Origin of the sequence: Crossiella sp. SN42 (assembly GCF_023897065.1) — a bacterium.
GTDB lineage: Bacteria > Actinomycetota > Actinomycetes > Mycobacteriales > Pseudonocardiaceae > Crossiella.
Window position 1 is genome coordinate 529,423 of record NZ_JAMHIV010000001.1, and the last position, 21,800, is coordinate 551,222.

The 21,800-nt window shown below is 71.5% G+C and carries 25 protein-coding genes; 11 read left to right on the top strand and 14 right to left on the bottom strand.

All coding sequences use genetic code 11. The features are described 5' to 3' along the window. Window positions 1–81 precede the first annotated feature (81 nt). The 3 genes from M8C13_RS02285 (at window position 82) to M8C13_RS02295 (ending at window position 1,658) form a co-directional block, all read left to right on the top strand. Complete coding sequence (locus M8C13_RS02285) at window positions 82–687, top strand: hypothetical protein (protein WP_252478724.1); 606 nt, start codon at window positions 82–84, stop codon at window positions 685–687. A gap of 82 nt (window positions 688–769) precedes the next feature. Continuing rightward, complete coding sequence (locus tag M8C13_RS02290) at window positions 770–1,174, top strand: HIT family protein (protein ID WP_252478725.1); 405 nt, start codon at window positions 770–772, stop codon at window positions 1,172–1,174. Then, window positions 1,167–1,658, top strand: a complete 492-nt coding sequence (locus tag M8C13_RS02295) for a nucleoside 2-deoxyribosyltransferase domain-containing protein (protein WP_252478726.1) — start codon at window positions 1,167–1,169, stop codon at window positions 1,656–1,658. Before M8C13_RS02290 ends, M8C13_RS02295 begins: the two co-directional genes overlap by 8 nt. 3 nt (window positions 1,659–1,661) lie before the next feature. Here the strand turns inward: M8C13_RS02295 and M8C13_RS02300 are convergent, their stop codons facing one another. Beyond that, window positions 1,662–2,051: a hypothetical protein gene (locus M8C13_RS02300; protein WP_252478727.1), complete on the bottom strand. Its 390-nt coding sequence runs from the start codon at window positions 2,049–2,051 to the stop codon at window positions 1,662–1,664. After that, window positions 2,048–2,404, bottom strand: coding sequence for a hypothetical protein (locus M8C13_RS02305; RefSeq protein ID WP_252478728.1), 357 nt, complete (start codon window positions 2,402–2,404; stop codon window positions 2,048–2,050). Before M8C13_RS02305 ends, M8C13_RS02300 begins: the two co-directional genes overlap by 4 nt. Before the next feature lie 753 nt (window positions 2,405–3,157). Here M8C13_RS02305 and M8C13_RS02310 point away from each other — a divergent pair. After that, the gene (locus tag M8C13_RS02310; protein WP_252478729.1) at window positions 3,158–3,472 is read left to right on the top strand and encodes a MerR family transcriptional regulator; all 315 of its coding nucleotides are present in this window, start codon (window positions 3,158–3,160) and stop codon (window positions 3,470–3,472) included. Between the two features lie 69 nt (window positions 3,473–3,541). Here M8C13_RS02310 and M8C13_RS02315 read toward each other — a convergent pair whose 3' ends face one another. Genes M8C13_RS02315 through M8C13_RS02350 form a run of 8 tightly spaced genes read right to left on the bottom strand, consistent with a single transcriptional unit; the run spans window position 3,542 to window position 11,378 of the window. Further along, entirely contained in the window at window positions 3,542–4,333 is a 792-nt protein-coding gene (locus M8C13_RS02315) for a pectate lyase (RefSeq protein WP_252478730.1), read from the bottom strand. 30 nt (window positions 4,334–4,363) lie between these two features. Beyond that, window positions 4,364–5,620 (bottom strand): polysaccharide lyase family 1 protein, encoded by a 1,257-nt coding sequence (locus M8C13_RS02320; RefSeq protein WP_252478731.1) that lies wholly within the window; start codon window positions 5,618–5,620, stop codon window positions 4,364–4,366. Next, entirely contained in the window at window positions 5,620–6,654 is a 1,035-nt protein-coding gene (locus M8C13_RS02325) for a PmoA family protein (RefSeq protein ID WP_252478732.1), read from the bottom strand. Before M8C13_RS02325 ends, M8C13_RS02320 begins: the two co-directional genes overlap by 1 nt. Further along, window positions 6,642–7,757, bottom strand: coding sequence for a Gfo/Idh/MocA family protein (locus tag M8C13_RS02330; protein ID WP_252478733.1), 1,116 nt, complete (start codon window positions 7,755–7,757; stop codon window positions 6,642–6,644). Before M8C13_RS02330 ends, M8C13_RS02325 begins: the two co-directional genes overlap by 13 nt. Further along, window positions 7,754–8,293 carry a YesL family protein gene (locus M8C13_RS02335; protein WP_252478894.1) on the bottom strand — a complete coding sequence of 180 codons (540 nt, stop codon included), beginning with the start codon at window positions 8,291–8,293 and terminating at the stop codon, window positions 7,754–7,756. Before M8C13_RS02335 ends, M8C13_RS02330 begins: the two co-directional genes overlap by 4 nt. A gap of 5 nt (window positions 8,294–8,298) precedes the next feature. Further along, window positions 8,299–9,129 (bottom strand): carbohydrate ABC transporter permease, encoded by an 831-nt coding sequence (locus tag M8C13_RS02340; RefSeq protein WP_252478734.1) that lies wholly within the window; start codon window positions 9,127–9,129, stop codon window positions 8,299–8,301. After that, window positions 9,126–10,091 (bottom strand): carbohydrate ABC transporter permease, encoded by a 966-nt coding sequence (locus tag M8C13_RS02345; RefSeq protein ID WP_252478735.1) that lies wholly within the window; start codon window positions 10,089–10,091, stop codon window positions 9,126–9,128. Before M8C13_RS02345 ends, M8C13_RS02340 begins: the two co-directional genes overlap by 4 nt. Window positions 10,092–10,094: 3 nt before the next feature. Continuing rightward, window positions 10,095–11,378 carry an ABC transporter substrate-binding protein gene (locus tag M8C13_RS02350; protein ID WP_252478736.1) on the bottom strand — a complete coding sequence of 428 codons (1,284 nt, stop codon included), beginning with the start codon at window positions 11,376–11,378 and terminating at the stop codon, window positions 10,095–10,097. A gap of 139 nt (window positions 11,379–11,517) precedes the next feature. Here M8C13_RS02350 and M8C13_RS02355 point away from each other — a divergent pair, with 139 nt between their 5' ends. Further along, window positions 11,518–12,549, top strand: coding sequence for a LacI family DNA-binding transcriptional regulator (locus tag M8C13_RS02355; protein ID WP_252478737.1), 1,032 nt, complete (start codon window positions 11,518–11,520; stop codon window positions 12,547–12,549). Here the strand turns inward: M8C13_RS02355 and M8C13_RS02360 are convergent. Beyond that, window positions 12,542–13,714, bottom strand: a complete 1,173-nt coding sequence (locus tag M8C13_RS02360; protein ID WP_252478738.1) for a Gfo/Idh/MocA family protein — start codon at window positions 13,712–13,714, stop codon at window positions 12,542–12,544. The two genes, M8C13_RS02355 and M8C13_RS02360, sit on opposite strands and share 8 nt — an antisense overlap. Window positions 13,715–13,909: 195 nt before the next feature. Between M8C13_RS02360 and M8C13_RS02365 the strand changes: the two genes are divergently transcribed. After that, window positions 13,910–14,890 carry a LacI family DNA-binding transcriptional regulator gene (locus M8C13_RS02365; RefSeq protein WP_252478739.1) on the top strand — a complete coding sequence of 327 codons (981 nt, stop codon included), beginning with the start codon at window positions 13,910–13,912 and terminating at the stop codon, window positions 14,888–14,890. A gap of 126 nt (window positions 14,891–15,016) precedes the next feature. On the opposite strand, the gene M8C13_RS02370 is transcribed toward M8C13_RS02365, so the two are convergent. The 3 genes from M8C13_RS02370 to M8C13_RS02380 are packed head-to-tail and all read right to left on the bottom strand — an operon-like array spanning window position 15,017 to window position 17,591. Beyond that, the gene (locus tag M8C13_RS02370) at window positions 15,017–16,207 is read right to left on the bottom strand and encodes a M20 family metallopeptidase (RefSeq protein ID WP_252478740.1); all 1,191 of its coding nucleotides are present in this window, start codon (window positions 16,205–16,207) and stop codon (window positions 15,017–15,019) included. Further along, the gene (locus tag M8C13_RS02375; protein WP_252478741.1) at window positions 16,186–16,857 is read right to left on the bottom strand and encodes a response regulator transcription factor; all 672 of its coding nucleotides are present in this window, start codon (window positions 16,855–16,857) and stop codon (window positions 16,186–16,188) included. The genes M8C13_RS02370 and M8C13_RS02375 overlap by 22 nt, the downstream gene beginning before the upstream one ends. 14 nt (window positions 16,858–16,871) lie before the next feature. Continuing rightward, entirely contained in the window at window positions 16,872–17,591 is a 720-nt protein-coding gene (locus M8C13_RS02380; RefSeq protein ID WP_252478742.1) for a class I SAM-dependent methyltransferase, read from the bottom strand. A 241-nt stretch (window positions 17,592–17,832) separates the two neighbouring features. Here M8C13_RS02380 and M8C13_RS02385 point away from each other — a divergent pair, with 241 nt between their 5' ends. From M8C13_RS02385 to M8C13_RS02405, 5 genes are all read left to right on the top strand, one after another. Continuing rightward, window positions 17,833–18,249, top strand: coding sequence for an enediyne antibiotic chromoprotein (locus M8C13_RS02385; RefSeq protein ID WP_252478743.1), 417 nt, complete (start codon window positions 17,833–17,835; stop codon window positions 18,247–18,249). 75 nt (window positions 18,250–18,324) lie between these two features. Beyond that, window positions 18,325–19,173 carry an ABC transporter ATP-binding protein gene (locus M8C13_RS02390; protein ID WP_252478744.1) on the top strand — a complete coding sequence of 283 codons (849 nt, stop codon included), beginning with the start codon at window positions 18,325–18,327 and terminating at the stop codon, window positions 19,171–19,173. Next, entirely contained in the window at window positions 19,170–19,997 is an 828-nt protein-coding gene (locus M8C13_RS02395; protein WP_252478745.1) for an ABC transporter permease, read from the top strand. The genes M8C13_RS02390 and M8C13_RS02395 overlap by 4 nt, the downstream gene beginning before the upstream one ends. Window positions 19,998–20,007: 10 nt before the next feature. Beyond that, window positions 20,008–21,165, top strand: a complete 1,158-nt coding sequence (locus tag M8C13_RS45250) for a sensor histidine kinase (RefSeq protein WP_252478746.1) — start codon at window positions 20,008–20,010, stop codon at window positions 21,163–21,165. Then, the gene (locus M8C13_RS02405; RefSeq protein ID WP_252478747.1) at window positions 21,162–21,797 is read left to right on the top strand and encodes a response regulator transcription factor; all 636 of its coding nucleotides are present in this window, start codon (window positions 21,162–21,164) and stop codon (window positions 21,795–21,797) included. Before M8C13_RS45250 ends, M8C13_RS02405 begins: the two co-directional genes overlap by 4 nt. Window positions 21,798–21,800 lie beyond the last annotated feature (3 nt).

Here is a 21,800-nt window from a genome sequence, read left to right on the forward strand (position 1 = left end):
GTTGGGTAGCAGGCCCAGGCGACGGCCGGAACCAGCCGCCGAGGATGAGGAAGAAGAACTGTGGCAGGGAATCAAGTGGGAGTGAGCGCGACCGTCGCGAGCCTGGTGGTGCTCTGCCTGGGCGCGGCCGCCTGTGGCGGCAGGCCGATGCCGGAACTGACCTGGACCGCCTCGACGACTCCCTCGGCCGCTGCCGCCCAGGACAAGTATGTCGAGGTCTTTCCCGGCTGCCAGGAGATCGCCGGAAAAGTTCCGGGACTGCCGCCGTTGCTGAAAGGCAGTGATGTCCCCGCGGGCGCGGACCGGGATGTCCGGTGCGAGTTCGCCCCTCCGCCCACCGGGCCGTTCGTGACGGTGCAACTGTTCTCCTGGCACAGCGATCCGAACGATCCCCGCTACCGGGCCGATGTGGGCAGGGGCCGGCACCTGGCCAGGGAGCGGTTCGCCACGAACACCGATCCCGCTGACGACGGGGTGATCCCGGACCTGGGGTTCGGCGAGCAGGCGAAGTGGCAGCGGCCCGGCAACGGCGACGGCTGCTACCTGACCGTCCTGGACGCCAACGCCGTGTTCCTCCTCCAGTACTCGATCCTCGGCGGCACCCGGCTTGATCCGAAGTCCGAGCAGTGCCGGGGACCGCTGCGCGCACTGGCCAAACCGGTCTACGACGCGGTCCAGCCGCGGTGACCCAGCCGAATCCCTACCCACCCCACTGCGTACCGGGCATTCTTGATCTCCACGACCGGGACCGCACAAGGAGTGGTGAACCTTGCCCACCATCGAACTGGGCTCCTTCGGCGCGCAGCGCCCGGCGGACTGCTCCTTCTGCGCCATCGCGCAAGGCCGCGCCCGCGCCCTGATCATCCGGGAGTGGCCGGACACCCTGGCGATCAGGCCCCGCAGCGGGGGCGTGTCCGAAGGGCACCTCCTGGTGCTCCCCCGGGCGCACGTCCGGGACGCCGGTGTGGATCCGGTGATCACCGCGGCGGTGATGGCCCGTGCCGCCGAGCTGATGGCCGAGCACCCGCACGCCAACCTGATCACCAGCCGCGGCGCGCACGCCACCCAGACCCAGTTCCACCTGCACGTGCACGTGGTTCCGCGCGAACCCGGCGACGGCCTGCCCTTGCCGTGGACACCGCGGCAGGCCGCACCGGAGCTCCACCATGGGTGAGGTCAACCTGGTCATGGCACGCGAGGAGATCCCGAGCGGGTCGAGCGTGTTCCTGGCCGGTCCGACGCCGGAGCGCGGGTCCGGGGTGCCGTCCTGGCGGCCGGACGCGGTGGCCGAGCTGGCGGCGCAGTGGCGCGGCGCCGGAGCGTTGGCCGTGCTCTCCCCGGAGTCGCGGGGTGGCGTGCGGGCCGAGCGGTACGAGGACCAGGTGGCCGCCGAGCTGGCGATGATCGAGGCGGCGACCGCGGTGTTGTTCTGGATTCCCCGCTGCGTGCGCACGATGCCCGGCTTCACCACCAACGTCGAATACGGCCTCGTCGCGGGCAGCAGGCCGGAGCGCGCGGTGCTGGGCTGTCCGCCCTGCCCCAGTCCGGAGCGCAACCGGTACCTCATCTGGCATGCCCGGCGGCTGGGCATCCCGGTGTGCGACAACCTGTCCGAGGCCGTGGCCGCCGCGCTGGAGCTGGTGGCGCGAACGGGCTGACGATCAGCAACCTGGTCCTGTGCCGCGATCGTCCAGGCTGGCCAACGTGTTCAGGTGACTCAGCGCGGTGTAGACGTTCTGGGCGGCGTGCCTGGCCTCGTCCAGGGCGCGGCGCAGGGTGGTGAGGTCGCGGCAGGCGTGGGCGAGGTGCCGGGTGGGATCGGCGCCGTCGTGGGCGTGCAACAGGTGACGCCGGGGGTAGGCGCCGACCTGGGGCGCCAGTGCGGTGGCCAGTTCGCCGAGCGCGCCGAGCAGGTGGATCAGCTGCCAGGTCTCCGCGCACGCGGTGGCGGGGCCCGGTGCCCGGTGTGGGTCCAGGTAGCGGTGGGTGGCCTCGGCGATGGTGCGGCCTGCCTCCTCCAGCGCGGTCGCGAGTGGGCTGGCGGCGCTCATGGCCGCACCTCGGTCGCGGCCGTGCCGAGGTGCAGGTCGTCGAGAGCGGGCGCGAGCAGCAGCGTGCCGGTGGTCAGGCAGCGGTGCACCGCCCGCAGGTCGGCGAGGACTTCGGTGCTGACCTCGGCGCCGTGCGTGCCGGCGAGGACGGGCGTGTGCTCCATCGCCGCCTCGACCAGACTGGCCAGCGCGCTGGTGACCTCATGCGCGCCGGTCACCACGGCTGACACCTCGCCCGCATCCGGTGTCCCGGCGCGCAGGGCGGTTTCCGCCTCGGTGAGCTGGCGGCGAGCCTCGGCCAGTGCGCCGGTCACCCGCGCCGCGCCGTCATGCCTGGGTGCCACATCGCGCATCGGTGTCTCCCGGGCATCGCCGCGGCACGGGTCGGTACACATCAACATCTCGCAGTCTCCTGCCACACCGGTCGGGTCAACGCGATGCCCGCCACGGCAACGCACGCCGTGGCGGGCAGGACGGACTCAGCTGTCGAGAGGAAGCAAAGGGGAGTCACACCGGCACCAGAGGCATCGACGGCCACCGCCGCGAGCGCTGCTGGGTACCTCGCCTGGTCACGTCGCGAGACGCCGGGCCGGCCTCCTCGCGGGTGGATGCCGGCGAACGAAGCGGGGCAGAGGCTGCCACCGCAGGCTCGCGGGCCGGCTCCGTCTCACCTCCCGGCACCACCTCCTTTCGCTGGCCGATCGCTGACTCCGGCGGCCACACCGCGCGCGGCGGAGGAGATCGCTCCCGAGCCGTGACCCGGCGCGCCGGCCGCGCGAGGGCACCGGGGCACGACCGCGCGTCCGGACCGCGCCACCGGGTCTTCTCACCAGGTCGGTCGCGGGCCCGCGGTGCGGGAGGGGGTGACCGGCGCACCGGCGGATGTCCTGCCGTGGCACCGAAGTTGGCGGCGATGATGGCGTCGAACTCCGCGTGCAGCCAGACCTCGTCGGCACAGACGAGGTCGGCGAATCCGGCCCCTCCGGTGCTCACGCCACGCATCTCGATCACTCCCAGCTCACCATCACCAGGTCTCTGACCGAATACTTTTCTTATAGTCACCACTGTAGATTGTGTCAAGTACGTGCTGGAGATAATCTCCAGGCGTGGCCACGAGCGACCTCGACAACGTCGACTACCCCACGTACACCACCGGGCAGGCCGCCCAACTGCTCGGCGTGCAGCAGGCGTTCCTGCGCAGCCTGGACACCGCCAACCTGCTGCGCCCGCACCGCTCCGACGGCGGGCACCGCCGCTACAGCCGCCGCCAGCTCGACCTCGCCGCCCGCATCCGCACCCTGTTCGACGAGGGCCACAGCCTGGCCGCCACCGCCCGGATCATCGAGCTGCAGGACGAGCTCACCGCCACCCACGCGGAGCTCGCCGAACTGCGCAGCCGGCTCGGCCCCGAACGGGCCTGACCGCCACGCACAAGGCCGGAGCGGGCCCGCCGTCCCTCGGCGGGCCCGCTCCGGTTCAGCTGGCCGACTTTACTTGTAGGTGATGTCCGAGGGCTGGTACAGGCAGTGCGTGCCGTCCGCACCCGAACCGATCTTCTTGGACGAGCCCTCGCCCTTGATCACACCCTTGTACTTCTCGCACACCGCCATCTTCTTCTTGCTGTCACCGACGATGGTGATGTTGCGGAAGCGCGCGGTGTCACCGTAGTTGGTGTTGATGCCGACCAGGGCCTTGCCCGGCACGGCCGCGGTGATGTTCTCCAGCACCACCGAGCGCTTGTGCTGCGCCCGGCAGTCGCCGCAGGACCGGTACAGCTTGCCGAAGTCCTCGACCTGGAAGTTGCGGATGATCATCGTGCCGGGACCGTTGTGCTGGAAGACCTTGTCCGAGGCCTTGCGCGCGCCGCCGCCGTCGATGGTCATCGTCTGGTTGGCCGAGGTGCCCTTGAAGGTCGCGGCGTCCTCGCCGACGTCCTCCCACCACACGTTCTGCAGCGTGCACGTGCCGAGGCAGTGCACGCCGTCGGCGGCCGGGCTGCCGAGCACGACGTTCTTCAGCACCGACCCGTCGGCCAGCTCGAAGATCGCGCCCTGGTTCTCGCTGCCGCCGCCGGTACCGAGCTCGCCGGTGCCGTAGAACCGCTTGAGACCACCGTCGAACGGGCCGTTGACCTTGATCGTCTTCGGCACGGCCTGGGAGCTGGTGGGCTTGGGCCACGGCGCGGCCGACGCGATCGCGGGCAGGGAGAGCGAGACCGCGGCGGCCATGGCGACCGCCGAAGCGGCCACAGTGGACAGTTTCTTGAGTGTTGCAGGGAACACCGTAGTACCTCCTTTGGTACTGGTGGGTTTTCAGTTCCGGCCGACACCCGCCTTGTCCCGCACCACGCGGGGGACGGATCCGACCGGGTCCAGGTGGGCGACGAGGGTGGGCCTCCACCCCACGTCGGTGCCCAGATCAGGGTCATAGGCGGCGTTGTGCGCCGCGACCACGTCGACCGCCCGCCCGTTGGCCACGGTTCCGGTGGCGTGCAACGCGGTTCCCTTCCACCACTTGGCGAAGGTGGCCGGGGACACCGCGCGGGCGGTCTCGAAGTAGTTGTTCTCCGCGTAGATCCTGGACTCCACGCCGACGCCCCAGGAGTACTCGTAGCTGGCCGACTCCGGGATGACGTAGAGGTTGTTGTGCAGGTGGACCTGTCCGTAGCGGACCCGGGGGGCGCGGGAACCGAGGTTCTCGAACAGGTTGTGGTGCAAGGTGACCCGCAGCTTGCCGGCATCCTGCGCCGGGCGGTCGGTGTTGCCGATCAGCAGGGACTTGTCGTGGTCGTGGAAGTGGTTGTACGACAGGGTCACCAGGTCCGCGCCGTTGACCACGTCCAACAGGCCGTCGTGCACCTCGTACCGGCGGCCGAAGTAAGTGGGCTTGGCGGTGTTGCCGCCGTCGCTGAACTCGCAGCGGTCCACCCAGACCCGGGTGGCGCCGGCGAGCACCAGGTTGTCGTACTCGGAGTTCCAGTTGCCGGTGGGCCCGTCGGCCGGATCCCATTGCGGGAAGCAGTCGTGCGCGTCCTCGAACCGCAGGTTGCGGATGATCACGTTGTGCGCACCGGAGACGCGCAGGGTGAGCCCGCGCAGGGTGGCGTCGTCGCCGAGCCCGATGATCGTGGTGTTGGATCCCACCGGCACCACCACCCGGCGGGCCTGGTTGGCCTGGGAGCGTGCCCTGGCTTCCTCCAGCGGTCCGGAGGGTTCGACCCGGCCCCAGGTCGCCGGGTCGTACTGCTTGAGGTAGGCGGGCAGGCTGTAGCCCGGATCGGCGTACTGCTCGCAGCTGATCGAGCGGCCCGCGTCGTCGGTGTTGCCGTCGATCGTGCCGCGGACGTAGACGATCTTGCTCTGGCCACCGGCCAGCGCGGCCACGAGTTCGGCCCGGCTGTCCACGTACGCGACCTGGTCCCGGGTGGCGGCCGAACCGCCGGTGGTGCCCGCGCCCCAGCCGTCGCGCGGACCGGCCACCTGCCTGCCGAGGTGTTCGAAATCGCCGGCCACGGCCGGCACGGGTAACAGCATCAGGGCGGTCACGACCGCCAGCAGCCGGTTGCGCATCAGGCGTTCTCCTTGTCCCAGCGGGGAACCACCCGCAGCGCGAGGTAGCGCTCGATCCGCTCGGGTTCCCAGTGGCCGTCGGCGACGATCGCGTGGTGGGTCAGTGCGAGCGTGGCGCCGGGTTCGATGAACAGTGGTTCGTGGAAGGTGGTGGCGAAGCTGACCACCGGGAACGGTTGGGTGCGCACGTACCAGGGCGTCGGGTAGCGGATGTTGGCCGGGCAGTCGACGAAGACCACCGTGGACTGCCGCAGGCTCACGTCGTGCCTGCCGGTGAAGGCCAGCCACGGCGCCCGCACGCCCATGGCCTCGTCGTCGTGCACACCGGTGGCCGTGACCACGGAACCACCGGTGAAGGACCGCGGGCCACGCCAGAACAATCCGCCGTAGCCCGCGGTCGGCCTGCCCTCGGTCACCGGACTGCCCCACCGCAGCCGCCGCCCGCTGGTGTTGTGCAACCGGGTCCGCCAGGTGAGCAGCCAGGAACCGTCGAGCGGGTCGACCTCGTCCACCTCGATGGACCGGTCCTCCACCAGCCAGCACTCGCCACGCCGGGTCAGCCACTCCAGCCGGTGCGCAAGCTCCGCGCGGCCGTCCTGGCAGCCGGTCTCGTGCCAGCGGATGTGCTGGATGGAGCCGTTGTTGTCCAGGTCGGTGTAGCCCTGGCCGCGGACGAAGGTGCGGCCGCCCCAGAAGTTCTCGCCGGAGAGGTTGGCCGCGGTGAACTGGAGGCCGTTGTGCCAGGTGTGGTCGTGCGGACGGAAAGCGCTTACCACTTCGCCGGCGGTGGTGCGCAGGGGATGCAGATAGGGCTTGGGTGAGTCGGCGCGGGGGCTGGTGGGGACGACCACGTACTCGGCGAGGTCGATCGCGCCCGCCCGGACGCGCACCAGGCCGTCGTCGACGACGAGCCGCACGACTTCCGCCGCGCTGGCGGCCGTGGCGGTGTCGGCCGCGATCACCTCGATTACCCCGGCCGCTTCGGCCCTCACCGTCGCCGCGGCCACCTCCGCCGCCTCGTTCACCCCGCCCATGGCACCCCCTGCTCCGAGAACAGCCGCAGCCGCTCGGCCGCGGACTCGATCGCCTCGCCGATCCCGCGCACCGCGTAGCGCCGCTCCGGCCCGCGCTCCAGCTGCTCGGCCCACTCCGCCGCGATGGCCTTGGGCTCCGGCGCGTCCCGCACCGCCTGCACGAACGCGGTGAAGGCCCTGGTCTGCTCCAGCGGCGCCGCCAGTGGCGTGCCCTCGCCGAGGTGCCACACCAGGTCGCGCAACAGGTCGACCGGCGTGCCCAGTGGCACGCGTTCGCCGTTGAGCTCCAACAGGTCCGTCTTGTACCACCACCTGGCCGTGCCCCTGCTGCCGTGCAGCACCACGCGGGGCGCGCTCTCCAGCTCCGCGCACAGGGTGGCCGCGGCGACCACGGGAGGGCCGCCGGGCAGCAGGACCCGGGCGCAGGCGGTGTCATCGGCCTCGATCGGGCGGGCGTGGTGCAGCTCGACCTCGATCTCGGCAGGCAGCTGGTCGGCCCGGCCGGTCAGCAGCAGCGCGGTGGCGACGGCGTGCGCGAACGGGTTGGTCAGCGCACCGTCCACAACGGACACCCCGTTCAGCCGCCTGCGACCCGCCCACGGGTTGCGCGTGTAGTAGGCGTCACGGCGGATCCACGCGCCCGCCGTGCCGATGCCGATCAGCTCGCCGAGTGCCCCGGCGCCGATCGCCTCGCGCAGCACGGGCAGTGCCCTGGACCCGAAGCTCTGGAAACCGACCTGGACCCGCACGCCCGCGCGCTCGGCCCTGGCGGTCAACTCGCCGAACCCGGCCAGGTCCAGCACGGGTGGTTTCTCCACCAGCAGGTGGCAGCCTGCCGCCACCGCGGTCAGCGCGAGCGGCAGGTGGGTGTGCGGCGGGGTGGCCACCACCGCGATGTCCGGGGTGGTGCGCCGGAGCAGTTCCGCCGCCTCGGCCGCGAACACCGCGCCGGGTGGCAGCAGCTCCCTGGCCTCCGGCGCGGGCTCCCGCACGTCGCAGGCGCCGGCCAGCACGAGCTCGCCCGCCTCGTGCATGGCCCTGGCCCGGCGCAGGTGTGTGGTGGCGTATCCCGCGGTGCCGAAGACCACCACCCGGGGCGTCATCGGGTGGTCCCCACGGCGGCCAGCGTCAGCGGCCCGCCGACCAGCAGCAGCATCAGCGGTTGCAGCCACACCAGCACCCCCGCGGTGGCCACCGCGGCGGCCAGCAGCAGGGATCCCTTGGGGTTCAGGCTGAAGTCGGCCGCCGCACGCGCCGCGGCCAGCCAGCCCCGCTGGGCGCCGACCAGGGCGCAGGTGCGCACCGCGACCACCAGGAGCACCGCCAGCAGCACCGGCAGGGCGACGGAGAAGAACCGCGCGCCGGGCAGGCCGTGGCCCAGCAGCGCCAGGTCCACGCTCAGCGCCAGCACCACCGCGAGCACCCCGGCGGTGAACGGGATCCCGCCGCCTGCCTGGCGGCGGAACTCCGCGGCGAAGGTGCGCAGCAGCGGCGGCGAGTCACCGTCCCGCCAGCGGCGGACCACCTGGCAGCCCGCCGCCAGCGACGGCCCGATGGTGACCACCGGGACGGCCGCCACGCACACCAGGATGCCGAGTTGCAGGCAGTCGGCGAACTCGGTCAGCCGGTCCCGCCACATCGCACTCACCCCTTCAAACCGCTGGTGCTCACGCCCTGCACCAGCAACCGCTGGAAGGCCAGGAAGAACAACACGATCGGCACCAGCGCGAGTGCCGACATGGCGAACATGGCGCCGAAGTTGGACTGGCTGCTGGTGTCCACGAACAGCCGCAGTCCCAGCGGGACGGTGAACTTCTCCGCGTCGTTGAGGTAGACCATCTGCGTGAAGAAGTCGTTCCAGGTCCAGATGAAGGTGAAGATCGAGGTGGTGACCAGCGCCGGTTTGGCCAGTGGCAGCACGATGTGCCAGAAGGTGCGGTAGACCCCGCAGCCGTCGATGGTGGCCGCCTCGTCCAGCTCGCGCGGGATGCCACGCATGAACTGCACGATCAAGAACACGAAGAACGCCTCGGTGGCCAGCAGTTTCGGCAGCACCAGCGGGACGAAGGTGTTCACCAGCCCGAACTGCTGGAAGATCACGTAGTGCGGGATCAGGGTGACGTGGTGCGGCAGCATCAGCGTCGCGATCATGAACACGAACAGCGGCCCGGCGAGCCGGAAGCGCAGCCGGGCGAAGGCGTAGGCGGCCAGCGTGCAGGAGAACACGTTGGCCAGCACGGAGGCGAAGGCCACGATGAAGGAGTTCAGGAAGAACGTGCCGAACCCGATCCCGGCCGCGCCCTCCCAGCCCTGCCGGTAGCCGTCCAGCACGAACCGGCTGGGCAGCAGGGACAGGCTGGAGAGCACCTCCTCCGGCGGTTTCACCGACGCGAAGGCCAGCCACACCAACGGGTACAGCACCACCGCGACCGCGGCCAGGCACACCAGGTGCCAGAGCACCGCCTTGGCCCTCATGCCCGGTCTCCGTAGAACACCCACAGCTTCGCGCTGCGGAAGATCACCGCGGTGATGATCGCGATCACCACGAGCAGCACCCAGGCCATCGCCGAGGCGTAGCCCATCTCGAAGTCCTCGAACCCGGCCTGGTACAGGTAGAGCGTGTAGACCAGCGCCGAGTCCGCCGGTCCGCCGCGGCCGCCGCCGATGACGAAGGCCGGGGTGAACACCTGGAAGGCGTGGATGGCCTCCAGCACCAGGTTGAAGAAGATCACCGGGGACAGCATCGGCAGCGTGATGTGCCAGAACCGGCGCACCGCACTGGCCCCGTCCACCTCGGCCGCCTCGTACAGCTCACGCGGGATCTGCTTGAGCCCGGCCAGGAAGATCACCATCGGCGCGCCGAACTGCCACACCGCGAGCAGGATGATCGCCCAGATCGTGTAGCCCGGATCGTCCACCCAGCTCGGCGTCTCCAGGCCGATCGAGTCCAGCAGCTCGTTGACCGTGCCGCCCTCGGCGAACATCGCCCGCCACACCAGCGCGGCCGCCACACTGGCGCCCAGCAGCGAGGGCGCGTAGAACGCGGCGCGGTAGAAGCCGCTGGAGGCCACCTTGGTGTTCAGCGCCATGGCCACCAACAGGGAGACGATCATCTTCAGCGGCACCGCGACCAGCACGTAGACCAGCGTCACCTGGACCGAGCGGAGGTAGCGCTCGTCCTCGGTGAACATCCGGACGTAGTTGTCCAGGCCGATCCACCGGGGCTCGCTGAACAGGTCGTACTCGGTGAAGGACAGGTACAGCGAGACGATCATCGGCCCGACGGTGAGCCCGATGGCGCCGATCAGCCAGGGGGTGAGGAAGACGTAGGCCTGCGGCTGGTGACTCCGGCTCCGGCCGGCCGCACGGGGACGGCGGCTCCGTGCGGGCGGCGGCGCGCCGGCACTGGGCGGTGGCGTTTCCTGCAGGAGCGACATGGGCTACTTCAGGTCCTTCTGCGCTTCGGACATGAACCGGGTGACCGCCTCGTCCAGGCTGAGGCGCCCGAAGGCGATCTCCTCGTAGGAACGCTGCAGCAGCTTCTGGATCGCGCCCGCGCCCTTGGGCGGCACCGCGGGCGCCGGGCCGAGCTGGCTCTCAAGGCGGGCCTCGTAGTCGTAGACCGTCTTGTTGGTGCCGGTGGCCTCCGCGGCCAGCTGCGCCCGGATCTTCAGGTTCGGTGGCAGGCCGCGGTCGGTGCCGAGGATCTTGCCCGCTTCCGGGTCGTTGATCAGGAAGTGCACCAGCTTGGCCGAGGCTTCCTGGGCCTTGCCCCTGGCCGAGACGGACAGGAACATCGCCGGGCGGCGGTACTGCCCGGTGTCGGCCGGGTTGTCGGTGGGGTAGCCGGTGACCATCAGCGGTGAGCCGTGCGCCTTCTCGAAGCTGGGGTACACGCTGTCGTAGGCGAACTCGGCGCTGGTGAGCTTCTTGCCGAGCGGGGACTGCTCGGGCGAGGTGTTGTGGGAGGCGGTGACCTCGGCGGTGGAACCGGCCTTGCTGGTGCGGAACTGGCTCGCCAGCTGCCAGAACCGGCGCAGGTCCTCGGCGCCGAAGCCGAGCTTGCCGTCCTGGGTGTAGAAGGACTTGCCGTTCTGCCGCAGCCAGATCTCCAGCGCGCTGTCCAGGATGCCGAAGTCGGTCACCCCACGCCGGTTGAACCCGTTGGCCGCGCTGACCTTCTCGGCCGCGGCGCGGAACTGCTCCCAGGTCATCGGCTTGCTCATGTCCACCCCGGCCGCCTGGTAGGCCGCCGGGTCGTAGACCAGCGAGGAGGTGTTCTGCGCCCACGGCACCGCGTACCGCTTGCCGTTGAGGGTGCCGGTGGCGGCCAGCTCCGGGTTGATCTCGGCCAGCGAGACCTGCTTGCCCGCGCCCTCGTTGAGGTCCAGCAGCACCCGCCGCTCGCCGTACTCGGACAGGTAGCGGGAGTCCATGGTCATCACGTCCGGCGGGTTGCCGCCCGCGGTCTGCGTGGCGACCTTGTCCCAGTAGGCGTTGTAGGCGGCGAAGGTGGTGTTCACCTTGATGCCGGGGTTGCGCCGCTCGAACAGTTCCACGGCCTGCTTGGTGATGGTGGCCCGGCCGTCACTGCCCCACCAGGCGAAGGAGATGGTGACCTCACCGCCGGCGCCCCCACCCGCCGCCCCGCCGCACGCGGCCAGCAGCGGTGCCACCGCCAGCGCGGCGACCACCGTCCGCCACCTGAGTCCTGCAGCGACCATCACGTGGCTCCGTTCGCTTGCATGATTTGTGGATTTTCAGCAAACTCTGGCATTGGCTCGAAACGGTAAGACCCAGCTTCCTTGCCTGTCAACGGTTAGTCAGCGGCCGTGTACTTTCTGAAAACGATGCGAGGTGGGCATGCGCGGGGATCACAGCCGGGCGGCGACGGTGGTCGACGTGGCCACCAGGGCCGGGGTCTCCACCGCCACGGTGTCCCGGGTGCTCAACCAGAGCGCACCGGTCTCCCCCGAGGTCCGGGAGCGCGTCGAACAGGCGATCGCCGAGCTCAGGTACGTGGTCAACGGCCACGCCCGTGCCCTGGCGGCCGCCACCTCGGACCTGATCGGCGTGCTGGTCGGCGACCTGACCGACCCGTTCTTCCCGCACATCGTGGCCGGGGTGCAGGAGGAGACGATGACCTCCGGCCAGCTGGCGCTGGTGTGCGGCACCGGCGGCGACCCGCACCGGGAGATCGAACAGCTGGAGCAGCTGCGCAGGCTGCGTGCCCACGGGGTGATCCTGGTCGGCGGGGCGCTGCGCGAGGCCGCGCACCAGGCGGAGCTGAACCGCCAGCTCGGCGAGTTCCTCCGGCGCGGCGCGCGCGTGGTGCTGTGTGGGCGGCCGCCGATCCCTGGTGTGCCGGAGGCGACCGCGATCACCTTCGACAACACCGGTGGCACGGTCCGGCTGGTCGAGCACCTGATCGATCTCGGCCACCGGCGCATCGGTTACATCGCCGGGCCCGCGCCGCGCAGCATCGCCTGGGAACGGCGGCACGGCTTCCGGCTGGCCGCCAAGGGGCTGGCGCGCAGGCTGATCATCGAGGGCTCCTTCACCAGGGAGTCCGGCTACGCGGCAGGCCTGGAGTTGTTGCGGCAGGAGGACATCACCGCGATCGTGGCGGCCAACGACCTGATGGCCGCGGGCGCGCTCGCCGCCGCCACGGCCCAGCGCCGCCGGGTGCCCGCCCAGCTGTCCGTGGCCGGGTTCGGCGACACGCAGTTCTGCCAGGACACCAATCCGCCGCTGACCACGGTCCGGCTGCCGCTGCGCGAGGCGGGCGCGCTGGCCGGCCGGATCGCCTGCGGCCGGGACACACCACCGGCCGCGGGCCGCATCGCACTCGGCGCGGAACTGGTGGTGCGCGAGACCACCGGACGGGTCAGGTGACCGCGGGCTGGCTGGGCGACCCGCGCCGCCTGCGGTGCGGACCGGCCCAGGGCACACCGATCTCGGAGAACAGCGCCAGGCGTTCGGCGGCCACCGCCACCTCCTCGCCGATCCCGCGGACCACCGGATGACGCCCGGGGCCCACGCCCACAGTGCGGATCCAGCCCTCCGGGATGGGCACCGGTTCCGGGGCGTCCCGCACCGCCTGCGCCAGGCAGGTGAAGGCCCTGGTGCGGCTCAGCGGCGCGAGCAGCGGGACGGTGTCCGGATCGGCGCGGTGCGCCAGCAGGTTGCGCAGCAGATCCGCGGGCGGGGCAACCGGAATCCGCTCGTCGTTGATCTCCAGCCGGTGTGTCTTGTACCAGAACTTCGCCCGGCCCTCGGTGCCGTGCACCACGACGTAGGGCTCGTGGTCCTGTTCCGCGCACAGCGAAGCCGCCACCACGACCTCGGGTCCGGTCTCGAAGCACAGCCGCACGCAGGCGGTGTCGTCGGCCTCCAGGTCCCTGGTGCCGAACAGCTCGACCGCGATGTCCGCGGGCTCGGACTCGGCGACCCCGGCCACCAGCAGGGCGGTGGCCACCGCGTGCGAGAACGGGTTGGTCAGCGCCCCGTCCACCACGGCCTGGCCGTCCAGCCAGCGCCGCCCGGCCCAGGGGTTGCGCGCGTAGTAGGCGTCGGTGCGGATCCACGCGCCCGCGGCGCCGACCCCGGTCACCACGCCGAGCTCACCGCGCTCGATCGCCTGGGCCAGCACCGGGATCGCCGCGGACCCGAAGCTCTGGAAGCCGGTCTGGCAGACCCGGCCGGTCTCGGCGGCCAGCCGGGTGAGCTCGGTGTGCCCGGCCAGATCGAGCACCGGCGGGGTCTCCACCAGCACGTCCGCGCCGGCTCGCAGCGCCGCGCCGGCCAGCGGCACGTGCGCGTGCGGCGGCGTGGCCACCACGACCACATCCGGTCTCGCCCCGCGCAGCAACGCCTCGACGTCGCGGTACACCCCGGCGCCCGGTGGCAGCAGCGCGCCGGCCTCGGCCGAGGGCTCCCGGATGTCGCACCCGCCCACGAACTCGGCGCGGCCCTCATCGTGCAGTTCCCGCGCCCGCCGCAGGTAGGTGAAGGCGTACCCGGCCATGCCGATCACGGCAAGACGTGCGGTACCCGCCATTGGGTCTCCGATCCTGCAAACGTCCGGCTACTTTCTGCAAACGACGCTAAGTGCGCACCGGAACCGCTGTCAAGAACAAAGGGGCAGGTAGAAGCCTGATCGTAGGCAGCGCGAAGTCAGCGTTCCGGGCGCGTTGAATTGACAGGAAAGCAGACGGTTTACATGATGAGCGCAAGTGCGCGCCGGAGGAGCCCTGTGACTGTCACCATCCACGATGTCGCCAGCCGGGCGAAGGTCTCCATCTCCACGGTCTCCCGCGCGTTCACCTCGCCCGAGGTGGTCAAGCCCGAGACCCGCCGTCGCATCCTGGTCGCGGCGGAAGAGCTCGGGTACCAGCCGCCCGGCGGGCCGCGCAAGCTCACCAGTCGCACCGGGCACATCGGGATCATCGTCTCCGACCTGGACAACCCGTTCTTCACCGGCGTGCTCAACGGGGTCCAGGCGCGGGCCAGGCAGGACGATGTCGCGGTGCTGTTCGCCAACAGCGACGAGGACCCGGTCGTCGAGGAGAACCTGGCCCGCAACATGGCCAAGCAGGTGGACGGGCTGGTGCTGTGCAGCCCGAGCATGTCCGACGAGCAGGTGCACGACCTGGCCCGGCAGACCTTCCTGGTGCTGCTCAACCGCGAGATCGAGGACATCCCGTCGGTGGTGATGGACAGCCCGGGCGCGATGCGCCAGGCCGTGCAGCACCTGGCCGCGCTGGGCCACCGGCGCTGCGCGTTCATCGGCGGTCCCAGGGACTCCTGGCCCAACGAGGCCCGGCTGAGCGGGTTGCGGCCCGCGGCCGAGGAGTACGGCATCGAACTGGTGGAGTTCGGGCCGTTCCCGCCCCGGTTCGAAGGCGGGTTGCAGGGGGCCGATCTGGCGCTGGCCGCCGGGGTCACCGCGATCATCGCGTACAACGACCTGGTCGCCTTCGGCGTGCTGGCCAGGCTCAACGCCCGCGGCGTGCCGGTGCCGGAGGAGGTCAGCCTGGTGGGTTCGGACGACCTGGTCTTCGCCGCGGTCTCCGCGCCACCGTTGACCACGGTGGCCATGCCCGCGGAGGCGGCCGGCCGCGCCGCGGTCAACGTCCTGCTCGCGCAGCTGGACGGCGAGCACCGGGTGAGCATGCACCAGTCACTGGACACATACCTCATCGTGCGCGCCACCACCGCCCCTCCCACCGCCTAGCCGTCCCCGTCCTCGGGAATCGAGCATCGGGAAAGCCGAGAGCGCTCCCACTCTGCACTGTAGTCACTGACGGCCTGCTGTGAACCCGCTGACCGGCGGGCTGCCGGCACCGGTGCGCGGGCCGGGTCAGGGTTGGTCCTCGCTCTCGGCCGGGTCGCGCCGCAGCCGGTGCAGCGCGAGGGCGGCGAGGAGGCGGGCGCCGTCGGCGAGGACGGTGTCGTCGAAGACCGCCTCCGGTGCGTGGTTGTGCGCCGCGCTGGCCGGATCCCGGTCGGCCGGGCAGGCGCCCAGCACCAGGTACGCGCCGGGAACCCGTTGCAGCACATAGGAGAAGTCCTCCGCCGCCGGCAGTGGACGGGGGGCACGCAGGTACCGGCCGGCACCGAAGAGCGTGCCCACCACCCCGGCCGCGAACGCCTCCTCTGCCGGGTGGTTCACCGTGGCCGGGTAGCCGAGCGCCTCCTCGACCTCCACCGTGGCGCCGTGCGCGGCGGCGATCCCGTGCAGCAGCCGGGTGATCCGCTCGATCAGGCCGGTGCGGGCGGCAGCGGAGAAGGCGCGGACGGAGACGGTGAACCGGGCCTGCTCCGGGATGACGTTGCCCGCGTGCCCGGCCGCGAACGCGGTGGGGGTGACGACCACCGGGTCGAAGGCGTCCATCGTGTTGCCCGGCAACGCTTCCAGGGCGGCGACCAGCGCGCACGCCACCGGTATCGGGTTGCGCGCCAGGTGGGGCATGGCGCTGTGTCCGGCGCGGCCCCGCACCGTGACCCGCAGGGTGTCGGCCGAGCCGAGGATCGGGCCAGGGCGGCTCACGAAGATCCCGCGCGGCAGCAGGGCGGAGAGCACGTGCAGCGCGTAGGCCGCCACGGGCGGTTCGCCCGCGGCGGCCAGCACGCCTTCCTCGATCATGATCCGGGCGCCGCCGTGGTGTTCCTCCCCCGGCTGGAACATGAGGATCACGTTGCCGTGGAAGGATTCCCGGTGCAGCAGCCGGGCCGCTCCCACCAGCATCGCGGTGTGCAGGTCGTGTCCGCAGGTGTGCGCGGGGACGCCGTCAGGGCCGGGCAGCGCGTCCATGTCCGCCCGCAGCAGCACGGTCGGTCCAGGACCCTGCCCACGCCGGACGGCGGTCACCGAGCTCAGCCCGGTCCCGGTGCCGACCTCCAGGTCCAGCCCGGCCAGCGCGTCCAGCACCGCCCGCTGGGTCCGCGGCAGGTGCAGCCCGGCCTCCGGCTCCGCGTGCAGCTGGGCGCGCAGGCGCCGCAGGCCGGGCAGCAGGTCGCCGTCGGGGGTCAGCGGGGCGGGTGCAGGCACACCGACTCCGTCCCGGTGCAGTCGCAGGGCTCGAGCCGGCCGGTGAGGTTCATCGCGGTCATGACCGCCATCGTGCGGTCGTGCACGTCGAGCTTCCGGAAGATCCGCTGCCAGTAGGTCTTCACGGTGGCCTCGCTCAACGACAGCGCCCGCGCGATGTGCGAGTTGGTCTGCCCGTCGGCGGCGCGCAGCACCACCTGGATCTCCCGCGAGCTGAGCCTGGCCGCGTTCGGCCGCGCCGCCCGCAGTTCGGGCCGCTCCGGCCCGCCGGCGGCCAGCACCGCGGTGGTGACCTGTTCCGCGGTGGCCTGCCACGGGATCGTGCCGCTCACCCCCGCGGACTGCGCGGCCAGGGTGAGCAGGTCCCGCTCGCCCACGGTGAGGAGGGTGACCGGCGGTGGCGCCAGCGCGAGCACCTCCTCCACCAGTGGCCGGATGTCCCCGCGGGTACTGGTGATCACCACCCGTGGCCGGGTGCGGCGGATCGCCTCCACCGCCTCGGCCGGGGTGCCAACGGTGCCGACCAGGTCCACCCCGGCACACCGGGACAGCGCCTGGATCACGCCGCTGGTCGCTATCGATCCGTCGTCCACCACGAACACCCGGGTGCCCGGGTCCTCGTACTCCTCCTCCACCACTGAGTCCCCCATTCGCCACGCGTCGATCAGGAAAGGAACACGTGCCACACGTTCGGCGTCGCAGCACTGTCCACTTCGGACATCACAGCCAGCTCGGCGAAGCCGCGGAACAGCAGGCGCGCGGACCGCCCGCTCCGGCGGCCCACCGCCGCCACGAGGGCGGCCGCCTCCTCCCGGCTCGGCCACAGCGCCAGCTGCTCCCGCACGTACCTGGCCTCGGCCGGACCGGTGGCCGGGGCGAGGCAGGCCGCGAGCGCCACCTCGTCGGCCGGGCGCAACAGCTCCAGCACGTAGCAGAGGCCACCGGGGGCCAGCCGGTCCAGCACCGCGCACAGCCCGTCCACCGGATCGGGCCACAGCGCGAGGGTGAGGTGGACGAGGGCGAGGTCGAACTGACCCGCCTGAGCCCCGGCGCCGGCCGGCCCCAGATCCTCAGCGCCCGCTTCGAGCACGGTGACCCGGTGGTCGAGGGCGAACCGGTCCCTGGTCGCGGCGACCGCCGCGGCGGCGGGATCGACGCCGACGAGCTCCGCCGCGGGAAGTTGCCTGCGCAGGATGTCCAGCACCTCGCCGTGACCACAGCCCACGTCGAGCACCCTGGACGGCGTCCGGCCCAGTTCGGCCAGCGCCAGTGCCACCGCGGTGGCGCCGAGAACCCGGCCGAAACGCCGGTCGCAGGCCGAACTGACCCGGACCAGATCCGGATTGACAAACCATTCTTGCGCGCGGAATCTCGCGGATTCCATTAAGTCCCCCAACCCCCAGGCTGGTCACATGCTCTCCATGCCGCATGCCCAAGGCCAGCGTACCGGAAAGCGGCAATAGTCCGACCAGACCAGCCTTGCCCTGCCAATGAGCTAGCTCGTGGGAGCGACCGGAATTGTGCGCAAATTTGCGCCGAGTGCGACGGATTGACCCCTAGAACTTTCGTCGCTAGGTTCTGCGCATCTTATCGCGAAAAGATTATGATCCAAAATGGGGGAAAAGATGTTGTGGAGGTGTGCCGCGCTGGCCGCGGTGTTGTCGCTGAGCGGGCTGCCCACCGCCGAGGCGGCGCCCAAGCCCGCGGTCTCGGCCAAACCGGCGAAGAAGCTGCGGGACGGGGACACCATCGCCGTCTCGGTGCGCCACTTCGCACCGGAGAAACTGCTGGTCGTCGCCCAGTGCGCGGTGGTGGAGCAAGGCGCGCTGGCCTGCAACCTCGCCGAGTGGAGCGGGATCTCCACCGACCCGCACGGCGCGGGCGAGACCACGATCCCGGCCCGCCGCACCTTCGCCGGGGTGGTCGGCGACCACAAGCCCTGGGGCACCGTGGACTGCACCACGATCAAGGGCGGCTGCCTGGTGGTGGCCTCCAACCAGGTCGACCTGACGGCCAGGACGGCCATCTCCTTCCACCACTGACCCACCGATCGGTGGGTTCGGCCGCCCACCGTTGGATGCTCCCGGGGTCCGTGCGCGACGCGGGAGGCTTCCGGCATGACCACCAACACCGCGGTCCTCGTACGGGACCTGCGCAAGACCTACCGGGGCAACCTCGCGGTCGACGGGGTCGGCCTGGACATCGCGCACGGCGAGATCTTCGCCCTGCTCGGTCCCAACGGCGCCGGGAAGACCTCGGTCGTGGAGATCCTCAACGGCCACCGCCGGCGGGACTCGGGCACCGTGCAGGTGCTCGGCGCCGATCCCGGCTCGGCCGGTCCGGCCTGGCGGGCCAGGGTCGGCATCGTCTCCCAGGAAGAGCTGGCGTTCCCGGAGCTGCCGGTCGTGGATCTGTTGCGGCACTTCGCCGGGTACTACCCGCGACCGCGAGATCCCGACCAGCTGGTCGAGGCGGTCGGGCTGACCGAGAAACGCACCGCGCGGGTGCAGCAGCTCTCCGGCGGGCAGCGGCGGCGCCTGGACGTGGCGCTGGGCATCGTCGGCGGGCCCGACCTGTTGTTCCTCGACGAACCGACCACCGGGTTCGACGCCGAGGCGCGCAGGCAGTTCTGGGAGCTGATCAAGGGACTCGCCGCGGCAGGCACCACGATCCTGCTGACCACGCACTACCTGGAGGAGGCCGAGTACCTCGCGGACCGGATCGGCCTGATGGCGGGCGGGAAGCTGGTCGACATCGGCCCGGCCGACCGGGTCGGCCGCACCGGGCAGGACCTGGCGCGGGTCAGCTGGGACGCGCCCTCAGGGGCGAAGCACGTGGACACCGACACGCCCACCGGCACCGTGCTGGAGCTGGCCGAACGCTACGGCGGCGAGGTGCCCGGCCTCATCGTGCGCCAGCCCACCCTGGAGGACGCCTACCTGCGCCTGATCGGAGAACAGCGATGACCAGCCCATCCACCCGGCCCGCGCCCCACCAGCCCTCGACACTGGCGATCGGCCTGCGCCGGGGAGGCGTGGAGATCCGCCAGATCCTGCGGCAGAAGGACACGCTGATCTTCACCTTCACCTTCCCGGTGATCATCATGTTGACCTTCGGCGCGGTGTTCAACCGGGAGATCCCCGGCACCGGCGTGGACTTCCGGCAGTACTTCATGGCCGGGATGATCGCCACCGGCGTGATGGCGGCGGCCTTCATCACCCTCGGCGTCGGCATCGCGATCGAGCGGGACGACGGCACGCTCAAGCGGCTGCGCGGCACGCCCATGCGCGCGAGCTCGTACTTCATCGGCAAGTTCGTCATGGTGTTCGCGCTGTGCCTCGGGCAGGTGGTGCTGCTGCTCGGGGTGGCCACGCTGTTCCTGGGACTGAGCCTGCCGGAGACCGGCGCGCGCTGGCTCACCTTCGCCTGGGTGATGGCGCTCGGCGTGCTCGCCTGCACCGTGCTGGGCATCGCGATCAGCGCGGTGCCCAGGAGCGGGCGCAGCGCGGCGGGTGTGGTGGTGCTGCCGTTCATGGTGCTGCAGTTCGTCTCCGGCGTGTTCTTCGTCTTCACCCAGATGCCTGCCGGTGTGCAGCAGGTCGGGGCGCTGTTCCCGCTCAAGTGGATGGGCCAGGGCCTGCGCTCGGCGTTCCTGCCGGACGTGCTGCAGCGGGTGGAGGCAGCCGGATCCTGGGACCACGGCACCACCGCGCTGGTGCTCGGCGCGTGGGTGGTCGGCGGCACGCTGGTCTCGTTGCTGACTTTCCGCTGGTACCGGCAGGCTGTGTGAGACTGGCGTGGTGAACGCGGGGACGGGGGGCGACGCGCACGCGTTGCACGTCGCCTCGGCTGTCGCGGTGGCCCTGGTGGCCGTGCTGTCGGCCGTCTGGGGCGCACCGTGGCACGCTTACCCGCTGCTCATCGCGCTTGTCCTCTGGTACGTGACGCTGGCCAGGCCGCTGGTGGGCCGCAGCACGGCGACCGCGCCAGGGGTCCGGGCCATCGGGTACCTGGCCGGGGCGATCGCGCTGGTCACCGCACTCGTGCTGGCCTCCCCGCCGGCCGTGGTGCTGGTCGTGGTGCTCTACACGCACACGTTCTGGCTGCTCGACCGGCTCTGGCTGGCCACCCTGGTCATCGCGGTGGCCACCACCGCGACGGCGCTGGCGGTGGCCGCCCAGTTCGGCGGCTCCGGGCTGATCGGGCTGGCCGTGACCGGCGGCGCGGTCAGCACCTTCCTCATCGGCACCGGGGTGGGGTTGCTGGTACGGCGGCAGGTCGAGCAGGAACGACAGCGCGACCTGCTGATCCGCGACCTGGAAAGCGCGCGGGCGGAGCTGGCCGCGGTCTACCGCAGGGAGGGGGCGCGGGCCGAGCGCGAGCGGATGGCCCGCGACATCCACGACACCCTGGCCCAGGGCTTCACCAGCCTGGTCATGCTGGTGCAGACCGCCAAGGCGGCCTTGGACCGCGACCTGGACCTGGCCAGGCGGCAGCTCGCGATGGCCGAGCACACCGCGCGGGACAACCTGGCCGAGGCCAGGGCCCTGGTACACGCCTCCCAGCCGGACGGGCTGCGGCACTCCGGGCTGGCCGGCGCGGTGCGCAGGCTCGCCGAGCAGCTCGGCGCGCTGGCGAGCCTGACCTGCGTGGTGCGCGCCGACGGCTTCACCGGGGCGCTGACGGCCAACGAGGAGGTCGCGATCATGCGCGCGGTGCAGGAGGCCTTCGCCAACATCCACAAGCACGCCGGGGCCACGGCCGCCTCGGTGACGCTCACCTCGCGGGCAGGCGGCACCGCGCTGGAGATCACCGACAACGGTCGCGGCTTCCGGCCTGCCGAGGCCGACGGGTACGGACTCAGCGGCATGCGCGCGCGGATCGAGGAGATCGGGGGCTCGGTGGTGGTGACCAGTGCGCCCGGCGAGGGCACCAGGGTCAAGGTGTGGCTGCCATGACGGCCGCGCTGCGGGTGGTGATCGCCGACGACCACCCGGTGGTGCGGGAGGGCCTGCGCGGCATGCTCACCCTGGACGGCGCCATCACCGTCGTCGGCGAGGCCGCCTCCGGACGCGAGGCGGTCGAGCTCGGCGAGCGGCTGCGCCCGGATGTGGTGCTGATGGACCTGCGCATGCCGGACACCGACGGCGCGACCGCCACGGCGCAGCTGGCCCGGCGGGCGCCCGGCGTGCGGGTGCTCATCCTGACCACCTACGACTCCGACAGCGACATCCTGCGCGCGGTGGAGGCCGGCGCCGCGGGCTACCTGCTCAAGGACACCCCGCGCCAGGACCTGGTGGCCGCGGTGCGCGCCGCGGCACGCGGGGAGACGGTGTTCGCGCCGATGGTGATGGACAAGCTGCTGAGCCGGGTGCGGATGCCGAAGGTGGAGCCGCTGACGCCGAGAGAGGTCCAGGTGCTGCGGCTGGTGGCAAGGGGGCTGACCAATGCCGAGATCGGCGGTGAGCTGGCCATCGGCGAGACGACGGTGAAGAGCCACCTGCTGAAGATCTTCGCCAAGCTCGGGGTGTCGGACCGCACCGCGGCGGTGACCACCGCGCTCGTGCAGGGCGTGCTGACCCTGCCCTGAGCG